Annotated in this window: 18 protein-coding genes; 11 read left to right on the top strand and 7 right to left on the bottom strand. The window is 62.2% G+C overall.

Annotation, left to right across the window (positions count from 1 at the left end):
* Positions 1–63 precede the first annotated feature (63 nt).
* Positions 64–1,116, top strand: coding sequence for a S1 family peptidase (locus ASE69_RS09325; RefSeq protein ID WP_056485512.1), 1,053 nt, complete (start codon positions 64–66; stop codon positions 1,114–1,116).
* A 432-nt stretch (positions 1,117–1,548) separates the two neighbouring features.
* On the opposite strand, the gene ASE69_RS09320 is transcribed toward ASE69_RS09325, so the two are convergent.
* Positions 1,549–2,568, bottom strand: a complete 1,020-nt coding sequence (locus tag ASE69_RS09320) for an IS110 family transposase (RefSeq protein WP_200924154.1) — start codon at positions 2,566–2,568, stop codon at positions 1,549–1,551.
* A gap of 505 nt (positions 2,569–3,073) precedes the next feature.
* On the opposite strand from ASE69_RS09320, the gene ASE69_RS09315 reads away from it, so the two are divergent.
* Positions 3,074–4,036: a hypothetical protein gene (locus ASE69_RS09315; RefSeq protein ID WP_156362262.1), complete on the top strand. Its 963-nt coding sequence runs from the start codon at positions 3,074–3,076 to the stop codon at positions 4,034–4,036.
* Positions 4,037–4,161: 125 nt separating this feature from the next.
* Positions 4,162–4,284: a hypothetical protein gene (locus ASE69_RS23215; protein ID WP_268795490.1), complete on the top strand. Its 123-nt coding sequence runs from the start codon at positions 4,162–4,164 to the stop codon at positions 4,282–4,284.
* A gap of 246 nt (positions 4,285–4,530) precedes the next feature.
* On the opposite strand, the gene ASE69_RS09310 is transcribed toward ASE69_RS23215, so the two are convergent.
* Both ASE69_RS09310 and ASE69_RS09305 read right to left on the bottom strand, forming a co-directional pair.
* Positions 4,531–5,628: a biotin carboxylase gene (locus tag ASE69_RS09310; protein WP_056485504.1), complete on the bottom strand. Its 1,098-nt coding sequence runs from the start codon at positions 5,626–5,628 to the stop codon at positions 4,531–4,533.
* A gap of 150 nt (positions 5,629–5,778) precedes the next feature.
* Complete coding sequence (locus ASE69_RS09305; protein WP_056485502.1) at positions 5,779–6,327, bottom strand: TetR/AcrR family transcriptional regulator; 549 nt, start codon at positions 6,325–6,327, stop codon at positions 5,779–5,781.
* A 71-nt stretch (positions 6,328–6,398) separates the two neighbouring features.
* Here ASE69_RS09305 and ASE69_RS09300 point away from each other — a divergent pair, with 71 nt between their 5' ends.
* The 5 genes from ASE69_RS09300 (at position 6,399) to ASE69_RS09280 (ending at position 12,092) form a co-directional block, all read left to right on the top strand.
* Positions 6,399–7,088, top strand: a complete 690-nt coding sequence (locus ASE69_RS09300; protein WP_056485499.1) for a DUF1349 domain-containing protein — start codon at positions 6,399–6,401, stop codon at positions 7,086–7,088.
* Positions 7,089–7,090: 2 nt separating this feature from the next.
* Positions 7,091–7,639, top strand: a complete 549-nt coding sequence (locus tag ASE69_RS09295; RefSeq protein WP_056485497.1) for a sugar O-acetyltransferase — start codon at positions 7,091–7,093, stop codon at positions 7,637–7,639.
* Between the two features lie 215 nt (positions 7,640–7,854).
* Entirely contained in the window at positions 7,855–8,118 is a 264-nt protein-coding gene (locus ASE69_RS09290; protein ID WP_056485495.1) for a hypothetical protein, read from the top strand.
* 127 nt (positions 8,119–8,245) lie between these two features.
* Entirely contained in the window at positions 8,246–10,450 is a 2,205-nt protein-coding gene (locus ASE69_RS09285; RefSeq protein WP_156362261.1) for a CHAT domain-containing protein, read from the top strand.
* A gap of 508 nt (positions 10,451–10,958) precedes the next feature.
* Positions 10,959–12,092, top strand: a complete 1,134-nt coding sequence (locus ASE69_RS09280; protein ID WP_056485492.1) for a hypothetical protein — start codon at positions 10,959–10,961, stop codon at positions 12,090–12,092.
* A 235-nt stretch (positions 12,093–12,327) separates the two neighbouring features.
* On the opposite strand, the gene ASE69_RS09275 is transcribed toward ASE69_RS09280, so the two are convergent.
* The gene (locus ASE69_RS09275; RefSeq protein ID WP_093401111.1) at positions 12,328–12,945 is read right to left on the bottom strand and encodes a tyrosine-type recombinase/integrase; all 618 of its coding nucleotides are present in this window, start codon (positions 12,943–12,945) and stop codon (positions 12,328–12,330) included.
* Positions 12,946–13,208: 263 nt separating this feature from the next.
* On the opposite strand from ASE69_RS09275, the gene ASE69_RS09270 reads away from it, so the two are divergent.
* A complete protein-coding gene (locus ASE69_RS09270; protein WP_056485490.1) occupies positions 13,209–14,318 on the top strand; it encodes an ABC transporter ATP-binding protein in 1,110 nt (369 codons plus the stop codon).
* On the opposite strand, the gene ASE69_RS09265 is transcribed toward ASE69_RS09270, so the two are convergent.
* Genes ASE69_RS09265 through ASE69_RS09255 form a run of 3 tightly spaced genes read right to left on the bottom strand, consistent with a single transcriptional unit; the run spans position 14,279 to position 17,294 of the window.
* Entirely contained in the window at positions 14,279–15,130 is an 852-nt protein-coding gene (locus ASE69_RS09265; protein ID WP_056485488.1) for a carbohydrate ABC transporter permease, read from the bottom strand. The two genes, ASE69_RS09270 and ASE69_RS09265, sit on opposite strands and share 40 nt — an antisense overlap.
* Positions 15,121–16,002 (bottom strand): carbohydrate ABC transporter permease, encoded by an 882-nt coding sequence (locus ASE69_RS09260; protein WP_056485486.1) that lies wholly within the window; start codon positions 16,000–16,002, stop codon positions 15,121–15,123. Before ASE69_RS09260 ends, ASE69_RS09265 begins: the two co-directional genes overlap by 10 nt.
* Complete coding sequence (locus tag ASE69_RS09255; RefSeq protein ID WP_056485484.1) at positions 15,999–17,294, bottom strand: extracellular solute-binding protein; 1,296 nt, start codon at positions 17,292–17,294, stop codon at positions 15,999–16,001. Before ASE69_RS09255 ends, ASE69_RS09260 begins: the two co-directional genes overlap by 4 nt.
* Before the next feature lie 157 nt (positions 17,295–17,451).
* On the opposite strand from ASE69_RS09255, the gene ASE69_RS09250 reads away from it, so the two are divergent.
* Positions 17,452–20,346, top strand: a complete 2,895-nt coding sequence (locus ASE69_RS09250) for a TonB-dependent receptor plug domain-containing protein (RefSeq protein WP_082453025.1) — start codon at positions 17,452–17,454, stop codon at positions 20,344–20,346.
* A gap of 72 nt (positions 20,347–20,418) precedes the next feature.
* A complete protein-coding gene (locus ASE69_RS09245) occupies positions 20,419–20,853 on the top strand; it encodes an acyltransferase (protein WP_056485482.1) in 435 nt (144 codons plus the stop codon).
* The last annotated feature ends 336 nt before the right edge of the window (positions 20,854–21,189 follow it).

Below are 21,189 nucleotides of genomic sequence, written 5' to 3'. Positions count from 1 at the left end.
CCGCGCTCACCTCAAGTCGAGAATGCAACTGTAATGCTAGCTGCTGCTTGGAGACGCTTTGCAATGACTGACACTTGGTTCGACGTTCCAGCCGACGATTTCACGTATGGCGGTCACACAAGCCGAATTATCAGGGATGCGGTAGACGATTACGCGCCCGCCTTTGCCAATGACCTGCCCGGAAGGCAGCCGTGGAGAGTGTCGATTGGGCGGACCGCTGACGCGCTCGTCGTCCGTTGGCAGGAAACCGGTCCGTCTTTCGTGTCGACGACGAGCGCTATGTCTGAGAACGAGGCCCTTGAAATCCTTGCTGCCGCTGAGCGGCGCAGGACTTATGCCGAGTTCAAAGAGGTCGGTGGGCTTGGAGCCTTGTTCGGCACGCGCTCGCTGCTCCTGATCCTGGACATCGTCGACAGCCGGATGGACGGGCAGGTCTGGGCGGATCAGGTAATCGACTGGCTGAACGACGAGCCTGCCCGAAAGGCTGAGGCGAACAACATGTTACGGGTTCAGGCTGCGATCCCGACGCCGCCTGAGTGGGACATTGGCGTGATCTCGGCCGCGTGCTGGGTGGTAGAGAGCGAAGAGGGTCTCAGTCAGGGGACGGCCTTCGCGCTCGAGGGGGTGGGCTTTATCACTTGCCACCATGTCGTGCACGCGAGCGACGGTAAACTTCACCCGGACCTCGAGATGTTCCACGTCGACGATCCCTCAGTTCGGTTCCCCGCGACGATCGTCTGTGCGAGCGACGTCCTAGATCTAGCCGTGATCTCGTCGGCCGCCCCGCCGCGTGGACAGCTCAAGCGGTCGAACCAGGATGACGTGCCACCAATGGCGCACGTCGCCGTGTGCGGCTTCCCGAACTTCCGCTTCGGATCGTCCTGCAGCGTTTCTCCGGGGACCATCGTTGCCACCAGAATGTCACGGGGCGGCGTGCGCCGGCTGCTAACGAACGCCGGTATCGTGGCTGGTATGAGTGGCGGTCCCGCAGTCAGCGAGGGGCGCGAGGTGATCGGCATCTGCGCCAACGGCGCTCCCTACATGCAGGATGTCAGGGACACCGAAGATCAGGCCATCATTCCGATCGCCGCTCTAAATCTGCTCCAGATCCTGTGATGCAAGTATGGGGGAACGGCCGAACTGTTGGACGCCTGGTCTCACTCAAACGGTGCCGAGGCGCAACGCAAGAAGGGCCACGAACTCCCGCCTTAATAGCGGCCGCGCGTTGGCACGCCACATTTCGTCGTTTGCCGCGCTTCAGTAAAGGAATAGCGCACGGGTGATGCCAGTATGTGAATGAACGTATGGCTCGCCCCGTTTGCAAGTGAGATTTTTGATGATCTGATTAGTCTGCGCCAACGTATGCGGTCTCGTAGGCAAGCCCACGGCCAAGATGGAAATCCGCGCGTCTGGAGCCTCATAATGTCCACGGCATCGAGTGCCAATTCATTCATCGGGCCTTCCAAACGCCGATCGACTATCAGGCCATCTCCAATCCTTCCTGCAAACCTCGTGGGCTACGCGTGATACCTCACGCTGCCGAACTGTTTATATTGCAACGGGGTAGTTACGCTGAAATGGCATGTCCCTTCTCAGGGCAGCCCACGCGATGCGAGCGAATTTGTTGGCAAGCGCCACCACGATGGCATTGCGATGCACACCTAGTTCGATCATCCCCTGTAGCCATCGTCCAAGCGGCGTGTCGCCTTTGGACAGGGACGGCAATGCAGCTCGGGCGCCATGGATAAGCAGCGTGCGCAAATACGTGTTGCCGCGTTTTGAGATACCCAGGAGGCGCGGCTTGCCGCCCGTTGTGTGTTGGCGAGGGACTAGGCCGAGCCAAGCGCCGAGATCTCGGGCTTTGCTGAAGCTGCTACCATCGCCGACCGCGGCTACCAGCGCGGTTGCATTGAGTACGCCAATGCCTGGAATGGTCGTCAGTCGACGCATCGCAGCGTCGCTGCCCGCCATCTCGACGAACTCCCCGTTTAACATCTCGATCTTCGTATCGAGTTGCTTCCATTCCGCACGCATTTCCGCGATCAACCGGCTCATACGCGACGATAGGGTGTTGTCACCCTCAGTGAGCAAATCGTCGATGCCCTGCTCAAGCTTGCGCCGCCCGACCGGGAAGCTCACCCCACGTTCAAACAGAACCGCGCGAAGTTGATTTATCAAGTTGGTCCGTTCAGCCACCAGGCGCGATCGCGCGCGGTGTAGGGTCTGGATGTCCAACTGATCCTGCGTCTTCAGCTCGACGAAGCGTATCGTCGGTCGAGAGGCCGCTTCAGCAATCCCTTCCGCGTCCCGATCATCGTTCTTCTGCGCCTTCACGTACGGACGGACATACTCCGGCGACATCAGCCGTACCTCGTGACCGCTTGCAGCAAACAGTCGGCCAAGATGATGCGCTCCGCAGCAGGCCTCCATCCCGATCACGCAGGTCGGAAGCTTTGCCACGTAGTCGATCAGTGTCTGGCGTCGCAGCGACCGGCGCAGGACAACTGTGCCCCGCTCATCGACACCGACCATGCTGCAAGAGGTTTTGCCCAGATCAATTCCAAGGATTGCAGTAGACGCGATAGACATCGACTCGCTCCTTCCTTTTCAAAGATCCGCATCATATCCGATGCTGGATAAGGGGCGAGCCATCCCATAATGTCCGGAGATGAGGAGCTGAACGTGGTCGCGAATGGCCGGTTGTGGGTCCTCGCCGCCGCATCGGCCACGGCAGAAGTCGACCAACATACGCCGTTCCAATACTATGTTCGCTATGTCAGCTCACGCCGAAAGCTAACATTCGGGACGCGCGGAGCGGTATGGTAGTGGTCCCGCAGCCTCGTCAGTGGAGCGATTCCATCATCAATTGAATGAACCGGATTTCTCATGCGGCCATCGGGTCGGCCGCATCATAGACATCTCACATACACAAGGTTATTGAAAAGAGATGGTCTGGGCATGTGCAATCACACAATGCCGGTTTTATTTCTGCGCGAAATAAGTCATCAGATGGCGTCGAGTCGTTTTTCGGCGAGTAAGCGTAGCTTCCTGCTCGCAACTTGGGGAAAAACGAGTGAAACACGTATTTCTTTTAACGGCGACATTGTGCCTGGCTGGTTGTGCCGGGGGTTTGTTGAAGCCTAAGACGCTCGATATGTCGCTGCTGCGTTCAAAAAAGGCAGTTCCGTTCGCGGAGATCGTTCAGAATATCCGCTGCGATGTAAAAAGATATCTTGAGGTGGCACAAGACAAGTCTTTTAGCATCGGCGTCGTCCTCACAGCGACTACACAAAATGACAAGCAAATAGTCGACAAAATCGGTGCGACCGTCCCAGTCGCGCCTTCAATCGCGATTGCTCTCGCGGCGCAGAAAAGCAACGGGGTAACATACGGAAGTAAGGAGGAGGAGGCGTTCGTCGTTTACAATAATCCTGCGTTGAAAGGCGCTGAGGAAACCCCGCTTACCAAATGCGAAGCCACGACGTTAACGGACGGAACGCCGAAAGTGTTGGATGGCCCGCTGCTTAATCTGGCGACACGCCGAAAGCAGTTGAATGATTTGGAAAAGGGAACTCCACACGTTCAAATTCGCGGGTTCACGCGCGAGGGCAGCATCCTCCTTGTTGATGCGGGTGGCGGTTCGGCAGGGGTCAAAGCCTACTTCGTAACCTTCGACGCATCTATGACGAAAACCGCTTCGTACCGCATCGACTACAAGTTGGCGTCGAACTGGCAACCGCTAATCGCGCCTTTCGATATCGCAAAGACCAAGGAGCCTGAGCCGCCGGCTCCGACCGTAATGTATATCATCAATGCGAAAGAGCCTCCGAAACCCGGCAAAAAGCCCAAGCCAACCGACCCAATTATTCCAATGTCGAAGCCGGAAACCTACTCGGTCACAATTCCGTGGGCGGTGAATTTGCTTGGCGTGACACCGCCAATGACCCCGGCGCAAAAGAAGGCGGTCGAAGAGGCAGAAAAGGAGCGCAAGGCAAAGGCTGATCCAGCCCTTGTCGATAAACCGTTGCCGTATTGATTGTTTTGTTGGGCCGGGATTTGTCCTGGCCCGACAGGATGATCGGTTTTTGAGTAAGGCGAGCTAAATTGCGGCTATATATGTGAGGCCAGGCGAGTGATCGACCAACTCAACAAGGTCGCGGTTTGGCGACCATCGACAATCAGGTTTGTCGCGTGACGGCGTTCGTGCCGTTCGCCAAGATGGAACATGGTAATGCGGTCGGTCGATCAGGCTTTACGCCTTATGCATTCGTCCATCTCGACTAACTATGATGGTATTCAGCGGAGAGGCGGCATCCATCAGAAGCTGTCGTTAGGGACATCGCACGCGCATGACTGCTTTGTCCCAAGCCTCGCCCTCCATAGCGATCGCACTGGCCCCCAGAAAAGCGAGCACATAGCACATGAACCAATGTCCGCTTTCCGGTGGCGGCAATCGCGCTGCGGATCTCCGGATGTGGGTCTGACCGGAAGCATGGGCAGGTACTCCCGCCCCGTAGCTGACGTTCTTAGCTAAGCTCCCTCCAGCGGCTCGAGCCTCCATCTGGCAGCAAGCATCGCCAACAAAAGATCGACGTAGTTCCAGCCCTCGGCGCGGGCGGCGATCGCTGAGAGGCAATCCTGATCTTCGCGTCCCGGGCGGCCTGGCCCCGTCATGTTGGGTTTCATGTTAAAGTCGAACAATTTGAACTTACCATGGCGATCGGCCCGGCAATCGATCCGGATCGCGGTGCGAGCGTCGACCAGCGCGGCTGCCGAGATGCAGCTGTCGATCATCGCCACGATGGCCGGATCGAGCAGCCGTTCGGGAGCGATTGCGACGCTGTTGGCGGTGACGGGAACGTCGCCGTTATACGGAGCTACGCCGGCGCGCTGATCGAAGCGGTACACGGGCGGCAAGGCCCAGTGCGTCGGTGCCCGCGAACCGTCCGGGCGCGGGGACGCGGGCGGCATGACGGTGACGGTCATCTCGTCACCGCCGAGAAACTCCTCCACCATCAGCATGTCGCCGAAGGTTGCGGCTGCGATCAACGTAGTCGCGGCATCGCGCAGGTCGCCGAGCCTTTCCACCAGGGTGACGCCTTGGCTGCCACGTCCGCGCACCGGCTTGACGATCATCGGAAAGGACATGCCGCGGGACGCGCAAGCGTGCTCGACATCGGCCAGTGCGCAGACGTTCTCCTTCGCCGTGCCGGACAGCAGAAACGACCGCGCTACCGGCAGGCCAGCCTCGGCCAGGATTTGGTTGGTCTCGAACTTGTCGTCGAACGCCTGCATTGCCGCGGGAAGCTGCCCGACGATGTCGAAATCGGCCATGGCGGCCTCGAGCGGATGTCCTTCGAACAGGACCGTGTTCGCCCACAGGACCGCTGCGCCAGCTTCGCCTGCGCTACGGATGCCCTCGGCCGTGTCCGGAAAGACCCAGTCGAGTGCCTTGGCAGGGTCTGGCGAGGAGGTGGGCGTGACCACATTCACCCCGGCCGTCCGCAAGGCGAACGCGATGTCGGCGCCGCCATCTGAATATCCGCCCGGTTTTGCGTCCTTTCGCAGTCCGTCGATCAGCGGTGGTGGAAGCGCTTGGTAGAGAAGTGCGACCGGCGCTGTTTTCATGAATAATCTCCTACGCACCGCGCATTAGCCCGCAGCGGCGCGCGCATGAAAGGGACATCGATTGCGGTCACGCGGCAGTGATACCTCATGCATCGGCTTGACCCTGACGGTGGCGCCGTTTGCGCTGGGGTATCCTGAGGATCGGACCGGCTAACACCCGGCAATCCGCTCGACGATGGTCTTGATCGCATCGCGCTCTAGGGGCGCGCAATCGATCGAATTGTGGATGCCGATACCCTCGATCAGCGCGTCGAGCGCGCGCGCCGTGAGCGGATCGAAAAAGCGGCCTAGGGCGCCTCGGCTGCTGTCCATCCAGTTTTGCATCACCGCGCTGACCGGAGGGTGCCGGGCTGCGAAGGCGTAGAGTTCGTAGCTCAACAACAACGTGCGTGGTTCCGCCCAAATCTGGTTCGCAATGATGTCGATGACTGCCGTACACGCCTCTGCGCGGTCCGTCGCGGCTTCGAGGCGCGCGCGGAAGGCAGCGGACGAGTCCGCCGCCAGTTGCAGGAAGGCGGCCGTAAGCAGGTCGTCCAGGGTCGCAAAATAATAGGTGACCGAGCCGAGCGGCACCTGCGCCGCCTCGGCGATGCGGCGATGAGTCGTTGCCGCGGTTCCAAGATCGGCAATGACCGCGAGAGTCGCATCGATGATGCGTTGCCGCCGTGCCGGATCGTTACGCCGGGACTGTTGGGTCATCGCCTCTTTACCTCGATCTTGGCATGTGTACATATGTACACAACATTGAGGGTAATTGGAAGGCAGCGGCTATGACGGACGATCGGGTGAGCAGGCGGGCGGTAATCGGTGGTGCTGCGGCGCTGACGATTGCGGGCAGTGCCGGCGTCGCAACTGCGCAGGGTTCGGCAATCTCGGCGCTTGGGCGGAATGATGGTCGCTGGCTGAATGCGCCTAAGTCTTGGAAAGTCGCACCCGGCGGAGACCTGACGCTCGTCACCGACACGGGCAGCGATTTCTGGCGCGAGACGCATTACGGCTTCACCCGGGACAGCGGTCATTTCCTCGGCTTCACCGCGCCTGCAGCGTTTACCGCCCAACTGCGCATTCGCGGCCAGTATCAAAAACTCTACGATCAGGCCGGCATCATGGTGCGGGTCGACGAACGACGCTGGGTCAAGGCGGGGATCGAATTGTCCGACGGGCGCACCATGCTGAGCAGTGTGCTGACCGACGGAAAGTCCGACTGGGCAACCGGCCCCTATGAGCATGACGCGCAGGATTTCTGGATGCGCGCGACCGTCTCCAAGGGCGTCCTGCGTTTGCAGGTCTCGGCGGACGGCAAGACCTGGCCGTTGGTCAGGCTCGCGCCCTTCCCGATCGCGTCCTCCTATCAGGTCGGGCCGATGGCATGCACGCCCGAACGCGCCGGACTGGAAGTAATGTTCTCCGACCTCAGCATCACCGCGCCGCTCGGCAAGGACCTTCACGACTTGAGTTGATCATGATGACCCAGAAGGAACGGATGCTGGCGGGCGAGCTCTACATAGCCGACGACCCGGAACTCGTCGAGGATGCGGCGCGCGCCGCTGCGTGGTGCGATCGCTACAACCGCGCCGCGACCGCCACCGCGCAGGAGCGCCATGCACTTTTGGTAGAAGGTCTCGGGCACGCCGGACGCGGTGCGACGATCCGGCCGCCCTTCCACTGCGACTATGGCTTCAACATCGATCTGGGCGAGGGCGCGTTCCTCAATTTCGGATGCACAGTACTCGATGTCGTATCAGTTCGGATCGGTGCGGGCACGCAAGTCGGTCCGGGCGTGCAAATTCTAACGGCCGATCATCCGCGCGATCCGGTCCAACGTGACCGGATGCTTGAGTTCGGTCGGCCGGTCATCATCGGCCGCAATGTTTGGATAGGCGGTGGTGCGCTGATCCTGCCCGGCATCACCGTCGGCGACAATGCGATCGTCGGCGCAGGCAGTGTAGTGACGCGCGATGTTCGCGCTGGTGCGACCGTGGCGGGAAATCCTGCTCGCCTGCTGAGATAGTGGCAGATCACTCAAATACGCCGGACTTCGGATGGACATGAATGAATGTCCGAAGTTCGGAAGGTCGAAAGCGGCCGCGAACGTCCGCAACTGGGTCTCCCGCTTTGAGGCGCGGGACCACAAGCGCCCACTAGCGGACCCAACTAGACGGGGGTAAAAGTGAAAGTGCTTAGATGGGGTTGGCGATATGTCTGCAGCGCGGGTGACCTATTTGTATGGTCGTTTCGCTGATCAAGCTGCTCATTCCGGTTCTCGACACAGCATTTCCAGGTGCCGTAACGCCCCCAATGGCGCTCAATCTCGCACTTTTCTTCAGTTCAGCGATCTTGGTAGCGTATGCTGCGGGCGTGGCTTGGTTGGCCTCGCGTGATCACCGGCGCATCTCTGCCGAGGATGATACCGGCCATTACAGCGTGACCTTCTTCGCGAACCGCATCGGCGCCATGCACGACGTTATCGCTCCTCTCACAACCTGCTAACGCGGCGCTGGATCGGCAAGGTCTCGAAGGAAAGGTTGGCGCTATGCCTGTCAGGCCGCCGGATTATCGACCCGTGTAGAAGCAGATTTCGCTGGGCGCCGTGAAGTACCGGCGATACCGCAAATGCATGATGCTCACGTACCAGCAAGCGTTTCCCGAAACGTACGACCTCCGGCTAAACCTCGCCTATGGTTTCTCCTTCGAGTGGTCGACCATCCTTGACTGGGAGGACGAGCAAACTGTCCTACAATTCGCTGCGGTAATCACGGGCATCCAGTTGATGGCGGAAGGCAGCGTCGGATCGCTCGACACGATGGCCGATGCCGTAATCCGCGATCTGAATCGCCTCCTAGCTAGCGCAGAGGGAAGAAACGTCTCAAGAGACGGCTTGGAGTACAGATCGCTTATTTTCCTCCGCTTCATTTTCTCGGTCCTTCCAATGGAGGTGTCCTATCGGCTCGGACGTCGCGGCGCCGCGTACGACTGGGCCTTTCTAGGACTGGCAACCGGTCATGATTCGGCGCGCAGGCGCAACTCCGGCTTCACCTTCCTTCCGCTCCGGCAGGCACTCGATCCGGTCGTAGCGATCGCCGGAACGCGCCTGCTTCCGCGCTGGTGCATCACCTTCTTCCTGCTGGCGCGCGACATGTCGATCGGCGCTGTCTTCGTCGAGGAACTCGCAGCCTGCTGGGACATCCTCGTCGAGATTCTCGACCTTAACGCTAATAAGAGTAGTGCACTCACGGCGGAGGTGTGGTCCGCGCTTGCGTCCATGACCAGCTGGGCGATCAGCGAGGACGGACGAAGGCGGGACGAGTGGGTGCTGATGCTCGCTGGCGTTTGGAACAGGGGCGTCATACCGAGAGAGGTCGCCAGCGTGGTCGCGACCACGTTCATCACGCGTTCGGCTCCGCTCACGGGCCGTTCCGCCCGCGAATGGGCGACACTGATCCTCAGCGAGTTCAGCGACGTTCTTCGCGAACACGAGCGGCTGCAGTTCCTCGTGGCCACTGTGGATACCTACGAGGAGTGGCGCCTGCGACGAGCGGAGATCGTCCGGGAGATCCAGCTTGCGAATGTACGCGCGGCCGACGCGACCTCCGTCGGCTCGAACCCGCTTCTCGCTCGCGACGCCCGCGTCGACGTCATCCGTCCGCTCATCCGCCTTCTCGTGCTCGAACAGGACCTGGCTGGTGCGATGGAGCTGCTGCGGGCATGGTACGGACGACGAGGGCATGCTTCGTGCGACGACAACGTGCTGCTGGTTCATCCGGCGCTGAGCGGGGGTGCGGCCGTCCTCTGGCCCGGTCGAGCCAAGACGAGCCTGGGCACCGTAGCCGGCGGACATCAGACCGTCGTCGAGGCGCTGCAGGACGCCCTGAAGATCTCGCGAAACGCCGACGAGGAGATCGACGAAGGGCTCGAAGGGACTCCCGACTACCAGCGTGGAGCCTCGCTCGAGCAGGCGATGATGCGATACTATCGACCTAAGGAGATCGCCCGCGTCTTCAGCAGGATTGGAGATCCGCGATCGCTGGTGGTGTTCCCGTCCGTCTCCGACCCGCTGCAGGCGCTGCTGGAGCGTGAGCTCGGCATCCTGCTTCCGCTTGAGGTGAGCCTCGCGGAAGCCCGGACTATGAGGCCGGTGCGCTCCATTTCCATATGGGCGGGATTTACTCTTTACACGCATCTCGAGGTCGAGATGCTGCTGGCGTTCGGCGAGGCCTACGGATGGGCGGTGACGGTGTTCGAAGGCAGCGAGGACGGAGACGCCGACGACTTTCGCACCTTCTACGAGCAGAGCGAGCCGGATGTCCTCTGGGTCTGCGGCCACAGCGATTTCGTGCCGCATCAGCTAGGCCACTCCGGCATCGTGGTCGAAGTGGCGCGAGGTAGTCGGACGGACGACGCACACGAGACCGAGATTCTGTCGATGGAGAACATCGCCGACTTCGACGTCCCCGGGGATGGTAGGCGGCTGCTTGTCCTGAACACGTGCAGTGGCGCAACCACTCAGGGGATGGCCGGCATGGCACAGATCGGGCTGGCGCAGAGTCTCGTCGGGCCGGCCCAGATGGTCGCCGGTCATCTCTGGCCGGCAAGCCACGCCGTCGCTCTCGCCTTCGGCGGGCTCTTCGCTTCCGGACTAGGGCATAGAGACGTGGTTGGTGCCTTCGGCGAGGCCATCCGAGCCTTGCGCGATCCCCGATCCATCGTGCCGGCCATCGAGGAGAAACTTGGGCGGGAGTTCAGCGGCGCTTTCCGCATCGAGCGCGACGCCGACCAGCTGTCTAGCATCATGGCGTGGGGCTGCCCCGTCCTACTCACATGAGCCGATTTGACGATAAGCATGAATGAACCTCCGCGCGGAGGGCTTTGAGGAGGCAGCCCACGCGATCTACGACCGCGTTTTACGCGATGGATGTACGGCTGATCACTTCATGGAGGACGCGCGAAGGCTATGAGCGGCTTGCCAGTTTTGTTCCTACGTGCCGAACCAAGCCGACTCTGCGCCGATAAAGCTTCTTGAACGAGCGGCCGGAGTTAAGATGCGCGCAGGGGACCTTGAGTGACCGGTTCTGGTTCACTTTCTGGCGCCATTTCAAACGTATTAGTCCGATTTAGTGGTGGACGTTTCGCGCGCTGGTCTCCTCTTCAAGCGTGCGATCGCCTACGTAATAGGCCATGGTCTACCGATGGCAAACCCACCCAGCAGCCAAACTACGGTCACGGCGCGGTCAGCGTTCGCGGTCTAAACACTTTCCCCTCATGGCCAAACCGGTTGCCTGCTTGGTCGCACAGAAGGGTCTCGATCGGTCAGACGGTAGGGAAGTCCAGCTATGATGATTGCTTTGTTGTTCGATTGGACCCGCTATCCTGAAAGCGGCAATTACTGGCACGCCATCCGGCGCGCGGTGTTTGCGCCGGGCATCGTGCAGCGATCCGGCCGTCACATGAAACTGTCGGTCGGCGATGTTCTGGTTGGCATTGAACGGGGGCAAGACCCGGAAAAACTCTTCGACGCGCTTTTTAACAGCAGCGAATTTAGCTTTTTTTACGAAGATCGTCTCCAAAAAGGGTTCCCGACGATTTTTGGCATGGTTTTTGAGAACATGCCACGCGAACTCGGCGCAGAACTTCACGAAGCATTGCGCACCCACAAAGGGTATGTCGGCGCCGTTTCGGTTCATCTCGATTACGGCCCGCATCTCGCGCTCTACAGAAATCGCCTACCCCCAGAATACCGGATCGAGGGTACGAGGCTGCGCGGCTTCTATTCGATGGGCAATCTCGACGGCTGCGACGATGGCGATCTGAAGCAGATGCGGCTTTACGGATATCGCGACATTGGCTGGGAGGACACAGGCGCCAGCAGGACTATCCTTGATGACTATGACACGCCCCGTCATTTCGAGCGGGTTGCCGCGTTCCAGCGCTTGCTCACTGAAGGGCTTCCGGGCGGCGAAGACGGTGCCCATCAGCTCGTCATGTTGCTCGAGGACGTCAATCCGCGATTGTTTAACGCGCTGGGCGCAGCGGCCGAGCGGCTGAATGATGCTGAGACGGAAGAAGAGATCGCGCAAGTAGCTCTTTCCGGCCGACGGTATCTAGAGCAACTAGCTGACACACTATTTCCGGCGACTGAGGCCAAGCGGGGAAAGCGCGTTCTTGATAAAGCGGCTTATCGCAATCGGTTATGGGCGTTCGTGGAGGATCGGACCGTGGGCGACGAAACGACGTTGCTGAGCCTGGGACGAGAGGTAGATCGGGTAGTCAGTGAGATGAACGCCGGGCTTCACGCTGACCGGCCTAAAATACAAATCGCGAAAGCGTTAGTCGACGCATCAACCCTGACTGCAAATTTGTTTGCGATAAATCCCGAGCCGGTACGGGACGGTTATTTTGCCTATTCCGGCGCGCTGCGCGCGTTCGTGCGCGATCTCATCGCCCAGCGCGACCGGCTTGACGCGTAACTTGACCAAGAATGAGCGCTGCATTGGCGAGGTTGCCCGCTCGAGAGCCGGAGATCTGACACTTTCCATGCCCGCTCCTGGCAGGAGCCGTCGTTCACTGCCGCTCGCGCGAACGACTGCTTCGTCTCAGATTTCGCCAATCCACGGCGGCTCGTCGAGATGTCGACCTGACATGAACGGATGTCTGAAGTTGGGGAGTGCGCAACGACGCCTGAATGTCGCATTGTGGGTCCGCTCAGACCTCGGTGCGTTCGGCCAATTCCAAAGCGTCCTCCACGTCAACGCCCAAGTAGCGCACCGTGCTGTCGATCTTGGCATGGCCAAGAAGGATCTGAACGGCGCGGAGGTTGCCAGTCGCCTTGTAGATGATCGACGCTTTCGTGCGCCGTAGCGAGTGCGTCCCATAATCCTGCGCCGGTAGGCCGATGCCGACCACCCACTCGCGCACGAGGCGGGCATATTGCCGCGTGCTCATGTGGTCCATGTAGTCGTTGCGGCTCGGGAAAACGAAGTCGTTCAGTGTCCCCCCACGTCGTTCCAACCATGCTCGCATCGTCTTTCGCGCCGTATCCATTATCTCGAACTGGACCGGTCGTTTGGTTTTCTGCTGAACCACGACGGCGCGGTCGCGGACGCGCCCGCCGGAAACTACATCGCCGATCCGCACCCTGACCACGTCACAGCCGCGGAGCTTGCTGTCGATGGCGAAGTCGAACAGCGCTCGGTCGCGCAGTCGCCTCTGCTGGTCGAGCCAGAAGCGAATGGCCCAGACCTGTTGCTGTTTCAGCGCCCGCTTCGCACCAATCAGCCGGCCTTCGTTCCAAGGCCGAAGTTCGTGAAAGGCGGGGTCCATTGACGAGTGACCCATCGATCATCTCCATCGGCCCAGATCGGTCGATCGAGTATACGCATGCGCAGTAAACTGTCGGTTTAGAAATGTGGTTGATCAGCCGTCGATGATGCTGAACGAGTTGTCGGTTTCGGGCGGCGCCGCGCAGTCTCTGTGCGGCCGGAAGTGGGCCCTCGTCAGCGCGTAGCGGTTGGTTGCAAGGTACGATGGCTTTGCCCGCTGTCGTGTCAGCCGCTACCCAACGTGTGATAAGTAAAGGACATGCGGTGGCGAGCGTCAAAATCAGCGGACTTTCCAAGAGCTTCGGCGACACCACAGTGCTCCTGCCGACCGACCTGACGATTGCCGACGGCGAGTTCGTCGTCCTCGTCGGGCCGTCGGGTTGCGGCAAGTCGACATTGTTGCGGATGATCGCCGGGCTTGAGGTGCCAAGCACCGGAAGGGTGGCGATCGGCGGACGCGATGTGACCGATGCGGCGCCGTCGGATCGCGGGCTGGCGATGGTGTTCCAGTCCTACGCGCTGTACCCGCATCTCACAGTCGCGGAGAACATCGCGTTTCCGTTGAAGGTCGCCAAAGTCGCCAAGCGCGAGATTACCGAGCGCGTCGCGGAGGTCGCGGCGATGCTCGATCTGTCGGATCTGCTCGACCGGCGGCCGCGAGCCTTGTCGGGTGGGCAGCGTCAGCGGGTATCGATCGCGCGCGCAGTCGTGCGTCGACCGAAAGTATTGTTGCTCGACGAGCCGTTGTCGAACCTCGATGCCAACCTGCGCGCGCGGATGCGGCACGAATTTGCGCGGCTGCATCAACAGCTTGGCGCTACGATGATCTACGTGACGCACGATCAACTCGAGGCGATGACGCTCGCCAACCGCATCGTCGTAATGAGCGAGGGGCGTGTCGAGCAGGTCGGGCCGCCCATCGAAGTGTACCGGCGACCGGCGAGCCTGGCAGTTGCCGCGGCGATCGGCTCGCCCGGGATGAACCTGCTGGCGGCGACGATCGCGTCGGTCGATGCTGACGGGACGACGGTAAGGCTGGCAGGCGGCGAGACGGTAAGGACCGGCGCGATCGTCCCGGCGGATGCGGTAGGTTCGCCGGTCACGCTCGGCGTTCGCCCCGAACATCTGCATGTCGACGACGCGGGGCCGTTGGTTGGCGCGGTCGAGCTATTCGAGCGGCTCGGGCCGTTGTCGTTCGCGCATCTCGGCGCGCGCGGCGCGGCGGATACGATCGTCGCGCAATTGCCGGGGGACCGCTCGATCACGCTTGGCGAAGCCCTGCGGGTCGGCGTTGCGCCCGACGCCGCGCATGTGTTCGGCGCCGATGGCCGCGCCTATCCCTTCACGCTGCCGCCGAGCAGCCCGGTCAGGTAATAACGCTGCATCGCCAGGAAGAGCAGCAGCACGGGCATCGTCGTGACGACCGCGGCGGCCATCATCAGCTCGCCATCCGCCGAATGCTCGCGCGCGATCGCCGCGACCGCGACCGGCAGCGTGTAGAGATGCTGGTCGGCCAGCACGATCAGCGGCCAGAGGAAGTCGTTCCATGAGCCGAGGAACATGAACAGTGACAGCGTGACGACGATCGGCGTGAGGAGGGGAAGGACGATCGTCACGAAGATCCGGGTCTCGCTCGCCCCGTCGATCCGCGCGGCGTCGATCATCTCGTCGGGGATCGCCAGTGTCGCCTGCCGTACGAACAGGATCGCGAAGATGCCAGCGAGCGATGGCAGGATGACGCCCGCATAGCTGTTGACGAGCCCGAGCTGCTTGAAGATCAGGAAGAGCGGCAGCATCGCGACCTGGCCGGGCACGACCAGCGACGCGATCAGGATCTTCAGCAGCCGCTCGCGTCCGCGGAAGCGGAGCTTGGCGAACGCGTAGCCGGCCGGCACCGTGAGCAGCAGGCCGAGGAGCGTCGAGATCATGGCGATGGCGACGCTGTTGAAAAGTGCGGGGACGATCCGGTAGTCGAACCACGCGCCATCGATCAGCCGCCGGACGAGCAGCTCGTGGTAATTTTCCAGCGACCAGCGCGATGGCCAGAGCGGTGTCGGGAGGTTGCTCGACTCGCCGCGCGGCATGAACGATACGATCACCATGTAAAGCAGCGGCGCGATCGTCAGCGTGGTCAGCAGCACCACCGCCGCATTGGCGAGGATCGCACGGGGTTTCATCAGAGCCATTCGTAGCGCCTCCCGATCCGCGTCTGCACCATCGTCAGCACGAGGATCATCAGGAACAGGACGAACGCGACTGCGCTGGCCTGGCCGAGATTCCACCATTTGAAGCCTTCGTCGAACATGAAATACAGGATCGTCGTGGTGCTCTGCGCAGGGCCGCCCAGCGTCATGACGTAGGGTTCGGCGAAGATCTGGAGGAAGCCTGCGACGCTCATCACCGCTGCAAGCAGCAGCGTCGGCCCGATCGCGGGAAGGGTGACGTGGCGGAAGCGGCCCCAGCGGCCGGCGCCGTCGAGCCGTGCCGCCTCCATCAGGTCCTGCGGCACTGCCGATAGCGCGGCGGTGAAGACGATCATGTTGTAGCCGAAGATCTTCCACGTGACGAAGATCAGGATCGCCGGGATCGACGTGTGCGGGTTGCCCAGCCAGTCGACCGGCGCGATGCCGATCGTCGCCAGCGCGCGGTTGAGGAGCCCCGAGCGTTCGTTGAACAGGAACCGCCACACCACCGCGGTCGCGACGATGCTGGTGACGTAAGGCGCGAACAGCAGCACGCGCCAGAGCGGCTTCCACCGCACGGTCGCGTCGTTGAGCAGCAGCGCGACGGCGAGCGACGCACCGATCGCCATCGGCACGCCGAGCACCGCGAACAGCGCAGTATTGCCGATCGCGCGCCAGAACAGCGGCGTCGAGAACAGGTCGACGAAATTGCCAAGCCCGACGAAGCGCAGGTTCGCCCAGTCGGCGAGCGCGTAGATCGAGTAATCAGTGACCGACAACGCCATCGCCAGCGCGGTCGGCAGGACGAACACCAGCGCGATGATCGCGAGGACGGGAGCGGAGAATAGCCAGGCGGCGCGTTCCTGGCGGGTCATGCGAGCCTCCCCGCCTCGACCAGCGCTCGGCGCTTGGCGAGCAACTGGTCGACACGCGCGTCGAGCCCTGTCAGCGCCTTCGGGATCGACTGTACGCCCCGCACGACGCGCTCGGCGGCGAACTGTATCTCGAGCTTGATCCGCTCCCACTCGATCACCTTCGGCGCGGCGGTGGGGAAGCGCATCTGCTCCTTGAACGGCGCGAGTATCGGTGCGCGGAGTTGCGGCGACGACCAGGCGCTCAGGCGGGCCGGGAGATTGCCGATCAGGCGCTGGTAGCGGAGTTCACTCGCCGGGGAACTGAGGTGGCGGACCAGCGCCCACGCCTCGGCTGGGCGCGACGTCGAGGCGGACACGCATAGGCTGGTACTCAGTCCTGACACCGCGCCGACCCCGTGTGGACCGGCGAGCCGCGCCGTATCCCAACGCTGGGCGGGTATCTCCGCGGCACGCCGATGCAGGTCGAGCAACGTGGTCGGCCCGGTCGGCCAGATCGCGAAATAGCCCTGTGCAAAGGCCGCGACCGGATCCTGGATTTCGGTTGAAAGCGCTTTCGGTGCGAGCCCTTCGGCGAAGATTCGCGCGTAATAGGCGAACGCTGCCCGTGCTTCCGGCGTCTGGAAATCGCCGCGCGTATCGTGGTCGCGCAGCATCTTCGCGCCGGTCTGGCCGAGCATCGTGATGAGCGTGTCCGGCCAGTTGAGCAGCAGCATGAACACGAAGTCGTCGGGTCGCCGTCGCTTGAGAGCGTGGCCCATGCGGAGCCAGCCGTCCCAGTCTTCGGCAGGCGCGGCATAGCCCGCTTTGGCGAGAATATCCCGGCGGTAGAACTGGACCTGCGGCGCGACCGACCACGGCACGGCGAAGTCGCGCCCCTGAACACGCGTCGCATCGAGCACGCCGGGAAACATGTCCGCGACCAGCGCGGGCGACGGGATCGGGGCGATCGCGCCGATCGTCGCGAACTCCTGGACCCAGCCGGTATAGAGCATCAGGACGTCGGGCATCGCGCCGCCTGCCTGCGCAGTCAGCAGCTTCTCGTGCGCTGCGGTCGCCGGGAGCGATTGCACATCGACCGCGATCCCCGTCGCGGCGGTGAAGGCGGGCATCAGCATCGGCGAATAATCGCCCTCGTAGCTCATCGCCCAGAACTTCAGCGGTTCGGGACCGCGCGTGCCGGTACAGGCAGCAAGACCCAATGTCGGCAGGAGCCCCAATGCGGCTCTCCGCGTCCAGTCCTGCGCCTGTTCCCCCATCGCCGGATCGTGGCGTATCGCGGCGTTCCGCGCCACCCCCTGCGCAAGGCGATTACCGGCGAAATATTGCGCTATGTTAATGCCTTGTCGGGGTTTGCACAGGCGAAATGCTTGCTCCGCAACCGGCGATGCGCCTAAGCCAAGCATAATGAACGCCGGCGGGGGCCAATGCCGGCGAACAGGGAGAGAAGTCATGCGTATCCTTCGCCGCCGTCATCTGCTGTCCGGCGTGGCGCTGCTCGCCGCGAATTCGGTCCAAGCGCAGATCGCTCCGCCAGCGGCCGATACGCCTGCGCCAACGCCTGCCGCAGACCCAGCCGCGGACCCCGAAAGCGAGATCGTCGTCACCGGCTCGCGCATCGCACGCCCGGATTACGAAGCACCCAACCCGATCGTCTCGTTCAGTGCCGCCGACCTCCAGAAGTCGGGCAACACCAACGTCACGACCTTTCTGCAGCGCGTGCCGGCGCTCACCAACTCTCGCGACAGCACGCGGACCGCGGGCAACGCGCAGGCGGACGGCAGCTTCGGGCAGGTCGGGCTCAACCTGCTCGACCTGCGCGGGCTTGGGCCCAATCGGACGCTGGTGCTCGTCAACGGCCGCCGCCACGTCGCCGGCCAGCCCGACACCGCGGCGGTCGACATCAACGCGATCCCGACCGACTTGATCGAGCGCGTCGACGTGCTCACCGGCGCGGCGTCGGCCGTGTATGGTGCGGACGGCGTCTCGGGGGTCGTCAACTTCGTGCTGAAGCGCGATTTCGACGGCGTCGCGGCGCGCAGCCAGTTCGGCATCTCCGAGCGCGGCGACGCTGCCAACCGCTTCGCCTCGCTGATCGCAGGCCGCAACTTCGCCGACGGTCGCGGCAACCTGACGCTAGCCTACGAGTATAATGCCGACCAGCCGCTCGCGAACGACGACCGCCGGTATCTCGCGCAGGGCGACCGCCAGTATTTCATCAACCTCGACAATTACGACCCGACGCGCGCCGGCAGCTACAAGATCGGACCGGTCGGCGACCTGCGCTATCCGTACAGCTCGAACCAGGGCATCGTGTATATCGGCGACCAGACATTCCGCGGCGACGGCGCGCTCTATACGCCCGGCCGCTTCCTGCAGAACGACGGCTATTCGGTCGGTGGCGACGACACGCCGGTCGCGGGCTATATCGGCGATATCTTCCCGCGCACCCGCCGCCATGCGGTCAACGCTCTGACGCATTACGACGCGTCGGACGCGTTCAAGATCAGCCTGGAGGGCAAGTTCGTCCAGTCGACCGTGACAAGCTTCGGCGGTTATGGCGGCAATTATCCGGCGACCATCGCGCTCGACAATCCCTACATCCCGACCAGCATCCTCGCCGCGGCGACCGCCGCCGGACTTGGCTCGGTCGACGTCAACCGCAACAATTTCGACATCCCGCGGCGTGGCGAAGAAGATCGCCGACGCACGTATCGCGGCGTCGTCGACGTCACCGGCCGCATCTCGGAGCATGCCAGCTACGATGTGTCCTATACCTACGGCCAGACCGACGTCCGCGCGACCAAGCTCAACGACCGCCTGAACGACCGCTTCCTGAACGCGCTCGATGCGGTACGCGGGCCGGGGGGAACGATCGTCTGCCGTTCGGCGGAAGCCCGCGCGGCTGGCTGCGTCCCGGTCAACACGTTCGGCGGCAATACCGTGGCCCCGGCCTCGTTCGGCTATTTCCTGAGCAACCCGGCGAGCAATGCGCGTCTGACGCAACACGTCGCCTACGCCTCGCTGAACGGCGATTTCGGGCAGTTCTTCGCGCTTCCCGGCGGCCCGATCGCATTCGCGGTCGGTGGCGAATATCGTCGCGAGTCGAGCAGCTTCCGTCCGGCGCAGGCGATCACCGACAATCTGTTCTACCAATATGACGAATACATTCTGCCGACCCCGTCGAGCGGCCATTTCGATGTCTGGGAAGCATTCGGCGAGCTGAACGCGCCGCTCCTGAAGGACGTGCCGTTCGCCAGCCTGCTCTCGGTCGGTGCCGCCGGACGCTATTCGGACTATTCGACGGTCGGCTCGACCAGAGCCTATCAGTTCAACGGCATCTACGCGCCGATCCGCGAGATCAGCTTCCGCGGCTCCTACGGCCGCTCGGTCCGCGCGCCGAACATCGGCGAGATCTTCCGCCCGCAGACCGGCAGCAGCAACTTCTTCTCCGATCCGTGTTATCTCGGCAACCGCACGCTCGGCACGCAGTTCCGCACCGCGAACTGCCAGACGCTGATCACCGGGGCAGGGGGCAATCCCGCAACCTTCACCGCACAGAACAATCCGAACGCGACGATCTTCATTCCCGGCACGCAGCAGGGCAATCCGGATCTGCGCGCCGAAGTCGCCCGCACCTGGACGGCGGGCGTCGTCGTGCGACCGATCTCGGGGCTGTCGATCGGGCTCGACTGGTACGACATCCGGTTGCGCGACGCGATCAACACGCCCGATGCGAACACGATCGCCTCGCTGTGCGTCGACCAGCCGACGCTCGACAACGCCTATTGCAACGCGATCAGTCGCGAGCGCGGCACCGGGTTCATCAACGGCTATGTCGTCCAGCCGCAGAACGTCGCGGCGTTCCGTACCGCCGGCGCCGAACTCAATATCGCCTATCGCTTCCGGACGGCGCGTATGGGGGCGTTCGATATCCGGTTGGTCGGCGGCTATCTCGACAAGCTCGAACAGGTCGCAACGCCGGGCGCGGTTACCGAGGACAATGTCGATCAGCCGTTCCGCCCGAAATATACCTTCACCTTCTCGCCGAGCTGGACCGCGGGGGCGCTGACGCTAAGCTACAATCTGCGCTGGCAGGACGGTGTCCGGCGTTTCGCCAAGGTCGATACCGACGCGAACCCCAGCCTCGTCGACCCGCGCTATTTCCGGTACAAAGAACTGTGGCAGCACGACGTGCAGGCGGAGGTTGCGGTCGACGCGCGGTTCTCATTCTATGGCGGGGTCAACAACCTCGCCGACCAGAAGCCAGACATCGGCTTCGAGACCAACGTGCCGATCTCGCCTGTCGGTCGGTATTTTTACGCGGGGGCGAAGGTCAGGTACTGAGACGGTAGGGAGTTGACCGCGAGGGACGCCTCGACGACGGACGGCGGATTGCAGAACTGAGAAAAGACGCCCGTGCTGACACAAGACATGCTGCACCTCATCACGATAGAGGAAGGGGCCTTTATCGATCCGAGCTGCACGGTTATCGATCCGCATCGCCTGACGCTGCGCAAGGGTGCGTTCGTCGGCCCGGAAGGACTGATCGATGCCGGCGGTGGCGTCGAGATCGGCGAGGCGGTGCGGATCAGCTACCGGTGCACGATCATCTCGCTGACCCATCACATCACTCGCTCGGTCTGGCGGCGGGGCGTGGACGGCGATCGCCTCAGACCTGTCCTGATTGAGCGCGGTTGCTGGGTAGGCGCCAACGTTACCATCTACCCAGGCGTTATCGTGCGAGAGGGGTGCGTCATCAACGCCGGTTCGGTGGTTGCGAAATCTACCGAAACACATGGACTTTACTGTCCACCATATGCCGTGCGTATCAAAGACCTTGAGTTCGAGTAACGGCTAATCACGATCGCGTCGTCAAGACCACCTCTCTACGTTCCTTCTGACCGAAGCTCTCGTACGAGGCGCCGAAAAAAATGGCGTATCGCCAAATGAACGGACGGCCGGAGTTGGGGCGAGGCTATGGGGCCCTGAGGGGCCGTTTTTGGGTCTTCAAGCCAAGGTAGCATCAGAACGCCTATCTACAGTCGGCCTTGCTCGGAAATTTCAGCGATGCGATCACGAACAGTCTGAAGGCATTCATCCGCTCGAATACCAATCAAAAGCTCATTGCATTGATCAGCAATATAAACGGCGTTCTGGGCGGCTTGCTCGATCAAGGCCAGCTGCTGC

Origin of the sequence: Sphingomonas sp. Leaf208, assembly GCF_001421415.1 — a bacterium.
In the GTDB taxonomy this organism is placed as follows: Bacteria; Pseudomonadota; Alphaproteobacteria; order Sphingomonadales; family Sphingomonadaceae; genus Sphingomonas.
The sequence above is the reverse complement of the archived record's forward strand: the minus strand, read 5'-3'. Positions and strand labels throughout refer to the sequence as shown.

Bases quoted from the DNA above. Each gene is read 5' to 3' on its own strand.
- ASE69_RS09325 (WP_056485512.1), top strand. From the start codon at position 64: ATGACTGACACTTGGTTCGACGTTCCAGCCGACGATTTCACGTATGGC.
- ASE69_RS09310 (WP_056485504.1), bottom strand. From the start codon at position 5,628: ATGAAAACAGCGCCGGTCGCACTTCTCTACCAAGCGCTTCCACCACCG.
- ASE69_RS09305 (WP_056485502.1), bottom strand. From the start codon at position 6,327: ATGACCCAACAGTCCCGGCGTAACGATCCGGCACGGCGGCAACGCATC.
- ASE69_RS09300 (WP_056485499.1), top strand. From the start codon at position 6,399: ATGACGGACGATCGGGTGAGCAGGCGGGCGGTAATCGGTGGTGCTGCG.
- ASE69_RS09295 (WP_056485497.1), top strand. From the start codon at position 7,091: ATGATGACCCAGAAGGAACGGATGCTGGCGGGCGAGCTCTACATAGCC.
- ASE69_RS09290 (WP_056485495.1), top strand. From the start codon at position 7,855: ATGGTCGTTTCGCTGATCAAGCTGCTCATTCCGGTTCTCGACACAGCA.
- ASE69_RS09285 (WP_156362261.1), top strand. From the start codon at position 8,246: ATGATGCTCACGTACCAGCAAGCGTTTCCCGAAACGTACGACCTCCGG.
- ASE69_RS09280 (WP_056485492.1), top strand. From the start codon at position 10,959: ATGATGATTGCTTTGTTGTTCGATTGGACCCGCTATCCTGAAAGCGGC.
- ASE69_RS09275 (WP_093401111.1), bottom strand. From the start codon at position 12,945: ATGGACCCCGCCTTTCACGAACTTCGGCCTTGGAACGAAGGCCGGCTG.
- ASE69_RS09265 (WP_056485488.1), bottom strand. From the start codon at position 15,130: ATGGCTCTGATGAAACCCCGTGCGATCCTCGCCAATGCGGCGGTGGTG.
- ASE69_RS09260 (WP_056485486.1), bottom strand. From the start codon at position 16,002: ATGACCCGCCAGGAACGCGCCGCCTGGCTATTCTCCGCTCCCGTCCTC.
- ASE69_RS09250 (WP_082453025.1), top strand. From the start codon at position 17,452: ATGCGTATCCTTCGCCGCCGTCATCTGCTGTCCGGCGTGGCGCTGCTC.